This window comes from Cupriavidus sp. GW822-FHT03E04, assembly GCF_058801495.1.
The window spans coordinates 99,274-111,922 of the sequence record NZ_JBXANI010000013.1; the positions used below are offsets into that span (position 1 = coordinate 99,274).

Below are 12,649 nucleotides of genomic sequence, written 5' to 3' on the forward strand. Positions count from 1 at the left end.
GGACGACCCGATGAACGCCTTCATGCATACCGCGCTGGGCATTACCGATTTCTGGACCTTTGTGCTCGGCACGATCTTTATCGTGCTGCTGCCGGGGCCGAACTCGATGTATGTGCTATCCGTTGCGGCGCAACGCGGCGTGCGCGAAGGCTACAAGGGTGCCTGCGGGGTGTTCCTGGGGGACGCCATCCTGATGGTGCTGTCGGCGGCGGGCGTGGCCTCGCTGCTCAAGGCCAGCCCCGCCTTGTTCTACGTGGTGAAGACCATCGGTGCCGCTTATCTGGGCTGGATCGGTTTCCAGATGCTGCGCGGTGCCGTGCGCGCATGGTTGAGCCGTGGCAGCGATGGCGGGACGGCGGCGCAGGTTCAAACGCCTGTGGACCGCGCGGTCAGCCCGTTCCGCAAGGCACTGGTGGTGAGCCTGCTCAACCCCAAGGCCATCCTGTTCTTCATCTCCTTCTTCATCCAGTTCGTCGATCCGCAGTTCGGCTACCCGGCGCTGTCGTTTGTCGCGCTGGGGCTGGTGTGCCAGTTGTGCAGCTTCGCCTACCTGACCGCGATCATCTTCGTGGGCGCCAGGCTGGCCGAAGCATTTCGCCGCCGACGACGCCTGTCGGCGGGCATGGCGAGCGGGGTAGGCGCCATGTTCATCGGCTTCGGCGCCAAGCTGGCGACGGCCACCCTGAACTGAATCGAATCCTGATATCCGGTGCGGCCCGCGCGATGGTGCGGGCCGGCCAATAATGAGAGCGTGCAATGCCAAAGCGCACAGACATAAAGAGCATCCTGATCATCGGCGCCGGCCCCATCATCATCGGGCAGGCGTGCGAGTTCGACTATTCCGGCGCCCAGGCCTGCAAGGCGCTGCGCGAGGAAGGTTTCAAGGTCGTGCTGGTGAATTCGAACCCGGCCACGATCATGACCGATCCCAACACGGCCGATGTGACCTACATTGAGCCGATTACCTGGGAAGTGGTCGAGCGCATCATTGAAAAAGAGCGTCCCGACGCCATCCTGCCGACCATGGGCGGCCAGACCGCGCTGAACTGCGCGCTGGACCTGCATCGCCATGGCGTGCTGGCAAAGTACAACGTCGAGTTGATCGGCGCGTCGCCGGAAGCCATCGACAAGGCCGAGGACCGCCAGAAGTTCAAGGAAGCGATGACCAAGATCGGCCTGGGCTCGGCCAAGTCCGGCATCGCCCACTCGATGGAAGAAGCGCTGGCCGTGCAGACGCAGATCGCCAAGGAAACCGCGACCGGCGGCTACCCGATCGTGATCCGCCCGTCCTTCACGCTGGGCGGCTCCGGCGGCGGCATTGCCTACAACCGCGAAGAATTCGAGGAAATCTGCAAGCGCGGCCTGGATCTCTCGCCGACCCGCGAACTGCTGATCGAAGAGTCGCTGCTGGGCTGGAAAGAGTATGAGATGGAAGTGGTCCGCGACAAAAAGGACAACTGCATCATCATCTGCTCGATCGAGAACCTGGACCCGATGGGCATCCACACCGGCGACTCCATCACGGTGGCGCCCGCCCAGACCCTGACCGACAAGGAATACCAGATCCTGCGTAACGCCTCGCTGGCGGTGCTGCGCGAGATCGGCGTCGATACCGGCGGCTCCAACGTGCAGTTCTCGATCAACCCGGCCGATGGCCGCATGATCGTGATTGAGATGAACCCGCGCGTATCGCGTTCGTCGGCGCTGGCCTCCAAGGCCACCGGCTTCCCGATCGCCAAGGTTGCCGCCAAGCTGGCGGTGGGCTACACGCTGGACGAGCTGAAGAACGAGATCACCGGCGGCGCGACCCCGGCCTCGTTCGAGCCGTCGATCGACTACGTGGTCACCAAGGTGCCGCGTTTCGCGTTCGAGAAATTCCCGCAGGCCGACAGCCACCTGACCACGCAGATGAAGTCCGTGGGTGAAGTGATGGCCATGGGCCGTACCTTCCAGGAATCTTTCCAGAAGGCCCTGCGCGGCCTGGAAGTGGGCGTGGACGGCCTGGATGACAAGTCCACCGACCGCGACGAGATCGTCGAAGAAATCGGCGAAGCCGGCCCGGACCGCATCTGGTACGTGGGCGACGCCTTCCGTATCGGCATGTCGCTGGAAGAAGTGCACGCCGAGACCGACATCGACCCGTGGTTCCTTGCCCAGATCGAAGACATCGTCAAGACCGAGACCCTGGTCAAGGCACGCAAGCTGGACAGCCTGTCGGCCGCCGAGCTGCGTCACCTGAAGCAGAAGGGGTTCTCGGACCGCCGCCTGGCCAAGCTGATGGGCGCCGAGCCTGCAGCCGTGCGCGCTGCGCGCCATGCCGCCGGCGTGCGCCCGGTGTACAAGCGCGTGGACACCTGCGCCGCCGAGTTCGCCACCAACACCGCCTACATGTACGGCACGTATGAAGCCGAACACGGCGAGTGCGAAGCCGACCCCACCACCAATCGAAAGATCATGGTGCTGGGCGGCGGCCCGAACCGGATCGGCCAGGGCATCGAGTTCGACTACTGCTGCGTGCACGCCGCGCTGGCGCTGCGCGAAGACGGGTACGAGACCATCATGGTCAACTGCAACCCGGAAACCGTGTCGACCGACTACGACACCTCGGACCGCCTCTACTTCGAGCCGCTGACGCTCGAAGACGTGCTGGAAATCGTCGACCGCGAAAAGCCCGTCGGCGTGATCGTGCAGTATGGCGGCCAGACCCCGCTGAAGCTGGCGCTGGACCTGGAAGCCAACGGCGTGCCCATCATCGGCACCAGCCCCGACATGATCGATGCCGCCGAAGACCGCGAGCGTTTCCAGAAGCTGCTGCATGAACTGGGCCTGCGCCAGCCGCCCAACCGCACCGCCCGTGCCGAGGACGAAGCGCTGCGCCTGGCCACCGAGATCGGCTATCCGCTGGTGGTGCGCCCGTCGTACGTGCTGGGCGGCCGCGCGATGGAAATCGTGCATGAGCCGCGCGACCTGGAGCGCTACATGCGCGAGGCCGTCAAGGTCTCGCATGACTCCCCGGTGCTGCTGGACCGCTTCCTGAACGACGCCATCGAGTGCGACGTCGATGCCCTGTGCGACGGCCAGCGCGTGTTTATCGGCGGCGTGATGGAGCATATCGAGCAAGCCGGCGTGCACTCGGGCGACTCCGCCTGCTCGCTGCCCCCGTACTCGCTGGCGCAAGCCACCGTGGACGAGCTCAAGCGCCAGACCGCGGCGATGGCCAAGGCCCTCAATGTGATCGGCCTGATGAACGTGCAGTTCGCCATCCAGCAAGTCAATGGCGAGGATATCGTCTACGTGCTGGAAGTGAACCCGCGCGCCTCGCGTACCGTGCCTTATGTGTCCAAGGCCACCGGCCTGTCGCTGGCCAAGATCGCCGCGCGCTGCATGGCGGGCCAGACGCTCGACTCGCAAGGCGTGTTCGATGAAGTGGTGCCCCCGTACTTCAGCGTCAAGGAAGCGGTGTTCCCCTTCAACAAGTTCCCCGGCGTCGACCCGGTGCTCGGACCAGAGATGCGCTCCACCGGCGAGGTGATGGGCGTGGGCAAGACCTTCGGCGAAGCCCTCTTCAAGAGCCAGCTGGCCGCGGGCTCGCGCCTGCCGGAGAAGGGCACCGTGTTGCTGACCGTCAAGGACAGCGACAAGCCGCACGCGGTTGGCGTGGCGCGCATGCTGCACGACATGGGTTACCCGATTGTCGCCACCCGCGGCACCGCGTCGGCCATCGAAGCCGCCGGCATCCCGGTGCGCGTCGTCAACAAGGTGAAGGACGGCCGTCCGCACATCGTCGACATGCTCAAGAATGGCGAGCTGGCGCTGGTGTTCACCACCGTGGACGAAACCCGTACCGCCATCGCCGACTCGCGCTCGATTCGTATCTCGGCGCTGGCCAGCCGGGTGCCTTACTACACCACCATCGCCGGCGCGCGCGCCGCGGTGGAGGGCCTCAAGCACATGCAGAGCCTGGAGGTCTATGACCTGCAAAGCCTGCACGCCTCGCTGGCCTGAAGCGCGAAGACCGATAGACGGTAGAGTGGACGGCTGAAGGCCTCCGGGCCGCCCGCAGTTGCTGCGGGCGGCCGTCTTGGCCTAAACTAACAGCAATTTCGTCGATCTAACCGTCGATACAACCTGACAACCTCAAAGCCGCGGTTGAGCGGAAGTGCCCCGGGCAGTGATGCCGGCGCATGGTTCCTGCTCCGCTGCGGCTCATTTTTTTGTTGAACGAAGACATGAGCATTCCGATTACCAAGCGCGGTGCCGAGCTGCTGAAAGAGGAACTGCAGCGCCTGAAGGCCGTCGAACGTCCCGCCGTGATCAACGCCATTTCCGAAGCGCGTGCGCAAGGCGACCTCTCCGAGAACGCCGAGTACGACGCCGCCAAGGAAAAGCAGGCCTTTATCGAAGGCCGGATCATCGAGGTGGAGTCCAAGCTGTCGGCGGCGCAGGTCATCGACCCGACCCAGCTCGATACCGACGGCCGGATCGTGTTTGGCGCTACCGTCGACCTCGAAGACCTGGAATCGGGCAAGCCCGTGAGCTACCAGATCGTCGGCGACGACGAGGCCGACCTGGATAGCGGCAAGATTTCCGTCAGCTCGCCGATCGCGCGTGCACTGATCGGCAAGTTCGAGGGCGATGTGGCGATCGTGCTGGCCCCTGGCGGCGAGCGCGAATACGAAGTCATCACGGTTCGCTACGTCTGAACGAGGCTGCGTGTTCTCTTCCTCCTATTCGAGCCTGCCGCCGCTGCCGCATCGGATCTTCCTCCTGCTGACCGTAGTCTGGGCCGGCAGTCTGTGGACAGTGGGCTACATGGTGGCCCCGACGTTGTTTTCCGTGCTGCCCAGCCGCGAGACGGCAGGCTTGATCGCCGGGCAGCTGTTCCGGACCGAGGCCATCCTCGGCGTGGTGGTCGGTGTGCTGCAGCTGGCGCTGTGCAACCTGATGATCCGCCGTGGCGCGGGACGCTATCGCGGCCTGCGCTGGCTTGTGCTGGGCATGCTGCTGTGCGTGCTGGCGGGGTATTTCGGTATCCAGCCCTTCATGGAAAACCTGAAGGAGAAGGCGACGGCGCTTGGCGTGGGCGTGTCCGACTCGCCCTATAAGGGGCAATTCGGCATGCTGCATGGGGTGTCCAGCGTGTTCTACCTGGTGCACAGCGTGCTGGCGCTGGTCACCGTGTGGCGCGCAGCGGCGCCGCGCTCGGCTGGCGAGTGAGACCGAAGGGGCGAGCCCAGGTGGCCGTCCCTTGCCATGCCAGCGGCCCAGGCGGGCGCGCTGGCATGGCTTCGACATTAGTCGAGCGCTTTCTTCTTCTGGCTGGTCGGGCGGACGCGCGCGCGCTTGACGTTGCCGCCGGCGGTGACGCGTTCATTGCCCAGCACCGTCACTTGCGAGCGCTTGGGGCGCCGATTGGGCGCGGCGCTAGGCTTCTTGACCGTGACAGTGCGCGGGGCGGCGCCGCCCCGCGGGGCCAGGCGGCCCAGTTCCTGCGGACGATTTTCCTTCAGGACGGCCGGGCCCGGGCGCCATACCACCAGCAGCTTGCCGATATGCTGGATCGGAGCGGCGTCCAGATCTTCGCAGATGGTTTCGTACATGGCGATGCGGCTTTCGCGGTCGTCGCCGAATACGCGGATTTTGATCAGGTCGTGAGAGGCCAGGCTACGATCGATTTCGGCCAGGACGGGACGCGTCAGACCCTCGCCGCCGATCATCACGACCGGATTGAGGCCATGGGCACGGGAGCGGAGTTCTGAACGCTGGGCGGGAATAAGTTGAAGAGCGGGCATAAGTAAAGCGCAGGCGAGGGCGCAAATGGGCGCGCAAGTGGTGCGCAAACCAAGGCACCGAAGTGCCGAAAAAGCGAATCGGCGCGTATTATCCGTCAAACTGGCGCGGTCAGGCTGCAAAAACAGCAAAACGAGTGAAAAACGCACGGGCGGCCGCGGGCCGGCGGCGTTTTTCTCCATACAGATGTATCCGGAATGGCCAAGAACAAATTCAATCAGGCGTGGTTGCACGACCATATCAACGATCCCTACGTCAAATTGGCGCAGCGCGAGGGCTATCGGGCCCGCGCAGCGTATAAGCTGAAGGAGATCGACGAGCAGGACAAGCTGATCCGCCCCGGCCAGGTCATTGTCGACCTCGGCGCGGCCCCCGGCAGCTGGAGCCAGTACGCCCGCAACAAGCTGGCGGCGTCTTCGCGCGCCAAGGACGGCGGCATCGACGGCGCGGTAATTGCCATCGACCTGTTGCCGATGGAGGCTGTCGCCGACGTCACATTTATCCAGGGTGACTTCCGCGAGGAGGACGTATTTCGCCAATTGGAGGAAATCGTGCTGCAAGCGTCCGGCGGCGCGAAGATTGATCTTGTTTTGTCGGACATGGCCCCCAATTTGTCCGGTGTAGCCTTTGCCGATGCGGCCCGTATCGATTACTTATGTGACCTGGCGCTGGAATTTGCCCAGGCCCATCTGAAGCCGGAGGGCTCATTGCTGGTAAAGTGTTTCCATGGCAGCGGTTACAGCCAGATCGTGGAGAAGTTCAAGCGCCAGTTCAAGGTGGTCGCGAAACGCAAGCCCAAGGCGTCACGCGATAAGTCTTCCGAGACCTTCATTCTTGGGCGTTTCCTCAAGTCGGCGGGGTGAAGCGGTGCCTATCGCTTCGATGAATTTGCTTTTTACCCCGACGCCGGGCGCTGCATTACAATGCAGCTATCCCGTTGGCAAGGCGTTCGTAAAGGAGTTTGGCCTTGAATAACAACCTGTTTCAAAAGGCGGCAATCTGGCTCGTGATCGCGCTGGTGTTGTTTACCGTCTTCAAGCAGTTCGACAAGCCCCGCACGCAGGAAGGCGTCACCTATTCGCAGTTCATGGATGATGCCAAGGCCGGCAAGGTGGGCCGGGTTGACGTGCAAGGCCGCAATCTGGTGGTGACGCCCAAGGAAGGGCAAAAGTACACCATCATTTCGCCGGGCGACATCTGGATGGTTGGCGACCTGATGAAGTTCGGCGTCCAGGTCACCGGCAAGGCAGACGACGAGCCCAACATGCTGGTGCAGGCCCTGTATTACCTCGGACCCACCCTGCTGATCATCGTGTTCTGGTTCTACATGATGCGGCAGATGCAGGGCGGCGGGAAAGGCGGTGCCTTCTCCTTTGGCAAGTCGCGCGCGCGCCTGATCGATGAAAACCAGAATGCAGTCACTTTCCAGGACGTCGCCGGTTGCGATGAATCCAAGGAAGAAGTGATCGAACTGGTGGACTTCCTCAAGGATCCGCAGAAATTCCAGAAGCTGGGCGGCCGTATCCCGCGCGGCGTGCTGCTGGTCGGCCCTCCGGGCACCGGCAAGACGCTGCTGGCGCGTGCCATCGCCGGCGAAGCCAAGGTGCCGTTCTTCAGCATCTCCGGCTCGGACTTCGTTGAAATGTTCGTCGGCGTGGGCGCGGCCCGTGTCCGCGACATGTTCGAGAATGCCAAGAAGCAGGCTCCCTGCATCGTCTTCATCGATGAAATCGATGCGGTTGGCCGTCACCGTGGCGCCGGCATGGGCGGCGGCAACGACGAGCGCGAGCAGACCCTCAACCAGATGCTGGTCGAGATGGACGGTTTCGAGGCGAACTCGGGCGTGATCGTGATCGCCGCGACCAACCGTTCGGACGTCCTGGACAAGGCGCTGCTGCGCCCGGGCCGTTTCGACCGCCAGGTGTATGTCGGCCTGCCCGACATCCGCGGCCGCGAGCAGATCCTCAAGGTCCACATGCGCAAGGTGCCGATCGGCAACGACGTCGACGCCTCGGTGATTGCACGTGGTACCCCGGGCTTCTCCGGCGCCGACCTGGCCAACCTGGTCAACGAAGCCGCACTGTTCGCCGCCCGCCGCAGCAAGCGCGTGGTCGACATGCAGGACTTCGAGGACGCCAAGGACAAGATCTACATGGGCCCGGAGCGCAAGTCCACGGTCATGCGTGAGGAAGAACGCCGCGCAACCGCGTACCACGAGTCCGGCCATGCGGTGGTGGCCAAGCTGCTGCCCAAGGCGGATCCGGTGCACAAGGTCACCATCATGCCGCGCGGCTGGGCACTGGGCGTGACCTGGCAGCTGCCGGAGCACGACAAGTACTCGAAGTACAAGGACAACATGCTTGACGAGATCGCCATCCTGTTTGGCGGCCGCGCGGCGGAAGAGGTCTTCCTCAACGCCATGAGCACTGGTGCTTCCAATGACTTCGAGCGCGCCACCAAGACGGCTCGCGACATGGTCACCCGCTTCGGCATGAGCGACACCCTGGGCACCATGGTGTACGTGGATACCGAGCAAGATGGCATGTTCGGCAAGATGTCGTCCAAGACGGTGTCGGAAGCTACCCAGGTCAAGGTCGATGCGGAAATCCGCCGCATCGTCGACGAGCAATATGGCCTGGCCAAGCGCCTGCTCGAAGAAAACCGCGACAAGGTCGAAGCCATGACTGCGGCCCTCATGGAATGGGAAACCATCGATGCGGACCAGGTCAACGACATCATGGCGGGCAAGCCGCCGCGGCCGCCGCGTGGCGCGTCCAGCCAGAACGGTGGTGGCAACACGCCGTCGGGCGGCTCGCCGGTGGCCCCGACCAACGCTCCGGCCACGGCCTGAGCGGATGGCCGGCACGATAGTGTCGTCGGCGTTCCGGTAATCCGGATCGCGCCGGCGCGGTTGTCGTGGTTGTAGCGGTCGTTCACCAAGCCTGAAGCCGGCGCCTTGTGCGCCGGCTTTTTCATTGCAGGCGCGTACGTCGCGCTGCGGTTTTCCACTTTCCTGGCTTTCGTCCTTTCGTATCTTGCCGTCGATCTCAACCGATTCGAGTTTCCAGTGCGGCCGCTACCGCTTCGCGCGCGACCGCCGTCCGCTGGTGATGGGCATCCTGAACGTCACCCCCGATTCCTTTTCCGATGGCGGCCAGCATGCTGGCCGCGATGCCGCCTTGCGCCATGCCGAGCGCATGATTGCCGAAGGCGTGGACATCATCGATATCGGCGGCGAGTCCAGCCGGCCGGGGTCGGCGGCATTGCCGCTGGATGAGGAGCTGGCGCGTGTGGTGCCGATGGTCGAGGCGCTGCGCGACTGTGGCCGGCCGCTGTCCATCGATACCTACAAGCCGGAAGTCATGCGTGCGGCGCTGGCTGCCGGGGCGGACCTGATCAATGACATCTGGGGCTTTCGCATGCCTGGCGCCGTCGAGGCGGTGAGTGAGGCGCAGGCGGGGCAGGCCGGACTATGCGTGATGCATATGCAGCGCGATCCGCAGACCATGCAGGAGCAACCCCAGTACGAGGATGTGGTGCAAGAGGTGGCTGGTTTCCTGCGCGAGCGGGTGGGCGCGCTGCGCGCCGCCGGCGTGGCTGAAAGCCGCATCACGCTCGATCCGGGCTTTGGCTTTGGCAAGGCGCCGGATCATAATCTGCGGCTGCTGGGCCAGTTGCCGCAACTGGCGGTGGATGGCCTGCCCTTGCTGGTTGGCCTGTCGCGCAAGTCGACGCTCGGCGCGATCCTGGGCGGGCGGCCGCCGCAGCAGCGGATCGCCGCCAGCCTGGCAGCGGCGGTATGCGCCGCGGAACGGGGTGCGTATATCGTGCGTGTGCACGATGTGGAACAAACTGTGGATGCCCTCAAGATCTGGTGGGCCATCCGTCATGAAACTATTGCCTGTTAACATTTGTTTTGATTGCGGGCATCCAGCATTGCGCGCTTAGCCTTTAGCATTCGGCATCCGCAACATCGAACAACGGGAGAATGATCATATGACACGCAAGTATTTCGGCACGGATGGGATTCGTGGCAGGGTTGGCGAGGCGCCGATCACGCCCGACTTCGTGATGCGCCTGGGCTATGCGGCGGGCATGGTGCTCGCCCATGGCGCGAAGCAGCAAGATCAGGCGCGTCCGACCGTCCTGATCGGCAAGGACACGCGCATTTCCGGCTATATGCTGGAGGCTGCGCTAGAGGCCGGCTTTACCTCGGCAGGCGTCAACGTGCTGCTGACCGGGCCGCTGCCGACGCCGGGCGTGGCCTATCTCACGCGTGCGCTGCGCTTGTCGGCAGGCGTGGTGATCTCCGCCAGCCACAACCCGTACTACGACAACGGCATCAAGTTCTTCTCCGCCGATGGCGACAAGCTGCCGGACGCCGTGGAAATGGCGATCGAGCAAGCGCTGGAAGAGCCGATGGTCTGCGTGCGCTCGGACGATCTCGGCCGCGCGCGCCGCATCGAGGACGCCGCGGGCCGCTACATCGAATTCTGCAAGAGCACGTTCCCCTACGAGCAGGACCTGCACAAGCTCAAGCTGGTGGTGGACTGTGCGCATGGCGCCGCTTACCACATTGCTCCGCACGTCTTCCATGAGCTTGGCGCTGACGTGATCTCGATCGGCAACCAGCCGGATGGCCGCAACATCAACGCCGGCTACGGCGCGACGGCCCCGGAAAAACTGATCGAAGCGGTCAAGGCCAATGGCGCTGATCTCGGCTTGGCCTTCGACGGCGACGCGGACCGCCTGCAGGTGGTGGACCGCGATGGACGCCTGTTCAACGGGGATGAACTGCTGTACCTGATCGTCCAGGACCGCCTGCAGGCGGGCCAGGCCGTGGAGGGCGCGGTGGGCACGCTGATGACCAATATGGCGGTGGAGCTCGCGCTCAAGCGCCAGGGCGTGGAGTTCGTGCGCGCCAAGGTGGGCGATCGCTATGTGCTGGAAGAGCTGAACAAGCGCAAGTGGACGCTGGGCGGCGAGGGCTCGGGTCATCTGCTCTGCCTGGACCGCCACACCACCGGCGACGGCATTGTCTCCGCGCTGCAGGTGCTGGCCGCGTTGCGCCGTAGCGGCAAGACCCTGTCGCAATTGCTGGAAGGTGTTTCGCTGTTCCCGCAAACGCTGATCAATGTGCGCGTCGAAAAGGGCTTTGATTGGCAGTCCCACGCGGGCCTGAGCGCGGCGCGTGCCGTGATCGAGCCGCAACTCGAGGGCCGGGGCCGGGTATTGATCCGAGCATCGGGGACCGAGCCGGTGGTGCGCGTGATGGTCGAAGCGGAGAAGGTCGAGACCGCGGAGCAGGCAGCGCAGACGCTGGCGGACGCCTTGCGGGCCTGAAACCGCGTCATCGCCGCCAGTTGTTGCCAAAACGCCGGGCTTTTCGCCCGGCGTTATTTTTTGTTGGAAGGCAATTAGCCGCAAGTTTTAGGCTTGTCTGCCGCGGGATGCGGGCCGGGGAGGGCGTTGCCGACGAGTGGATCAATGTGATGTGGGAGGCTGCTTCCGCTGACTTTGAAGAAGATCTCGTGATGTCATTGAATTGTCATAGTCGGAGCTTAAAGTTCGACTTGTCAAAAAATTGTCATTCCCCAACCATGTCTCTGGAGGACATATGAAGCTGGTCAAGACTGCCGTTGCAGGCATTGTGTCGTTGGTGGTAGCGGGCACTGCGTTCGCGGCGGAAATTACCGGTGCTGGCGCTTCTTTCCCGGCGCCCGTGTATTCCAAGTGGGCCGATGCATACCAAAAGGCAACGGGTAACAAGGTCAACTATCAATCCATCGGCTCGTCTGGCGGCATCAAGCAGATCGGCGCCAAGACTGTCGACTTCGGTGCTTCCGACGCGCCCCTGAAGGATGAAGAACTGGCCAAGCAAGGCTTGGTGCAGTTTCCCACAGTGATCGGCGGCGTGGTGCCGGTGATCAACCTGCAAGGCATCAAGCCGGGCGAACTGACCATCACCGGCGACGTGCTGGCGAACATCTACCTGGGCAAGATCAAGAAGTGGGACGATCCCGCCATCAAGGCACTGAACCCGCACGCCAAGCTGCCGAGCCAGGACATCCTGCCGGTGCGCCGCGCTGATGGTTCGGGCACCACCTTCATCTTCACCAACTATCTGTCCAAGGTCAGCACCGACTGGAAGAGCTCGGTGGGCGAGGGCACCACGGTCAACTGGCCGGGCGGTGGCACTGGCGGCAAGGGTAACGAAGGCGTGGCCGCTTTCGTGCAACGCCTGAACGGCGCCATCGGCTACGTTGAGTACGCCTACGCCAAGCAGAACAAGATGACCCACCTGAACATGAAGAACGCTGCCGGTGCAGTGGTTCAGCCTGGTGACGACGGCTTCAAGGCAGCGGCAGCAGGCGCCGACTGGAGCAAGACCTACTATCAGATCCTGACCAACGAACCGGGCAAGACGGCATGGCCGATCGCCGGCGCGACCTTCATCCTGGTGCACAAGAACCAGGAAAAGGCAGCGCAGGGCGCCGAAGTGCTGAAGTTCTTCGACTGGGCGTACAAGAGCGGTGGCAACATGGCCAGCGAACTTGACTACGTACCGCTGCCGGACGCCGTGGTGAACCAGATCCGCGCGACCTGGAAGAACTCGGTCAAGGACGGCTCGGGCAAGGCGTTGTACAACTGATCGGCGGGCCGCCACGGCAGCCGCGCCGTGCCGGTCCGGCGCCCCAAGGGCGCCGGACCGGCAGCATTGAAGACAGCAAGGCAGTAGAAGCAGCAGTAGAAGCAGCGCAGCAAACGCGGCAACCCGCGCGGGCAAGCGCGACGCAATGCAAGGGCCTATTGGCCCGAGCGGTCGGCGCGGCCAGCCAGCCGCCTATTAAACGAACTC

10 protein-coding genes are annotated in these 12,649 nt (G+C 63.7%); 9 read left to right on the forward strand and 1 reads right to left on the reverse strand.

Annotated features, from left to right (window positions below; all coding sequences use genetic code 11):
* Positions 1 to 10: 10 nt before the first annotated feature.
* From leuE to AC1RQC_RS20170, 4 genes are all read left to right on the forward strand, one after another.
* Positions 11 to 691, forward strand: a complete 681-nt coding sequence (gene leuE / locus AC1RQC_RS20155; RefSeq protein WP_492373897.1) for a leucine efflux protein LeuE — start codon at positions 11 to 13, stop codon at positions 689 to 691.
* Between the two features lie 65 nt (positions 692 to 756).
* Positions 757 to 4,005 carry a carbamoyl-phosphate synthase large subunit gene (carB, locus tag AC1RQC_RS20160; protein ID WP_492373896.1) on the forward strand — a complete coding sequence of 1,083 codons (3,249 nt, stop codon included), beginning with the start codon at positions 757 to 759 and terminating at the stop codon, positions 4,003 to 4,005.
* A gap of 224 nt (positions 4,006 to 4,229) precedes the next feature.
* Entirely contained in the window at positions 4,230 to 4,703 is a 474-nt protein-coding gene (gene greA / locus AC1RQC_RS20165) for a transcription elongation factor GreA (RefSeq protein ID WP_043352072.1), read from the forward strand.
* A 10-nt stretch (positions 4,704 to 4,713) separates the two neighbouring features.
* A complete protein-coding gene (locus tag AC1RQC_RS20170; RefSeq protein ID WP_492809154.1) occupies positions 4,714 to 5,217 on the forward strand; it encodes a DUF4149 domain-containing protein in 504 nt (167 codons plus the stop codon).
* Positions 5,218 to 5,294: 77 nt separating this feature from the next.
* Here AC1RQC_RS20170 and AC1RQC_RS20175 read toward each other — a convergent pair whose 3' ends face one another.
* On the reverse strand, positions 5,295 to 5,792 hold the full coding sequence (locus AC1RQC_RS20175) for a YhbY family RNA-binding protein (protein ID WP_043347609.1): 498 nt from the start codon (positions 5,790 to 5,792) through the stop codon (positions 5,295 to 5,297).
* Positions 5,793 to 5,987: 195 nt separating this feature from the next.
* Between AC1RQC_RS20175 and AC1RQC_RS20180 the strand changes: the two genes are divergently transcribed.
* From AC1RQC_RS20180 to pstS, 5 genes are all read left to right on the forward strand, one after another.
* Positions 5,988 to 6,653, forward strand: coding sequence for an RlmE family RNA methyltransferase (locus AC1RQC_RS20180; protein WP_043347605.1), 666 nt, complete (start codon positions 5,988 to 5,990; stop codon positions 6,651 to 6,653).
* Between the two features lie 104 nt (positions 6,654 to 6,757).
* Positions 6,758 to 8,641 (forward strand): ATP-dependent zinc metalloprotease FtsH, encoded by a 1,884-nt coding sequence (gene ftsH, locus AC1RQC_RS20185; protein WP_150983315.1) that lies wholly within the window; start codon positions 6,758 to 6,760, stop codon positions 8,639 to 8,641.
* A gap of 259 nt (positions 8,642 to 8,900) precedes the next feature.
* Positions 8,901 to 9,698, forward strand: a complete 798-nt coding sequence (gene folP / locus AC1RQC_RS20190; RefSeq protein ID WP_492373907.1) for a dihydropteroate synthase — start codon at positions 8,901 to 8,903, stop codon at positions 9,696 to 9,698.
* A gap of 88 nt (positions 9,699 to 9,786) precedes the next feature.
* On the forward strand, positions 9,787 to 11,133 hold the full coding sequence (gene glmM / locus AC1RQC_RS20195) for a phosphoglucosamine mutase (protein WP_183035037.1): 1,347 nt from the start codon (positions 9,787 to 9,789) through the stop codon (positions 11,131 to 11,133).
* 274 nt (positions 11,134 to 11,407) lie between these two features.
* The gene (gene pstS / locus AC1RQC_RS20200) at positions 11,408 to 12,442 is read left to right on the forward strand and encodes a phosphate ABC transporter substrate-binding protein PstS (RefSeq protein ID WP_174423343.1); all 1,035 of its coding nucleotides are present in this window, start codon (positions 11,408 to 11,410) and stop codon (positions 12,440 to 12,442) included.
* Positions 12,443 to 12,649: the final 207 nt, after the last annotated feature.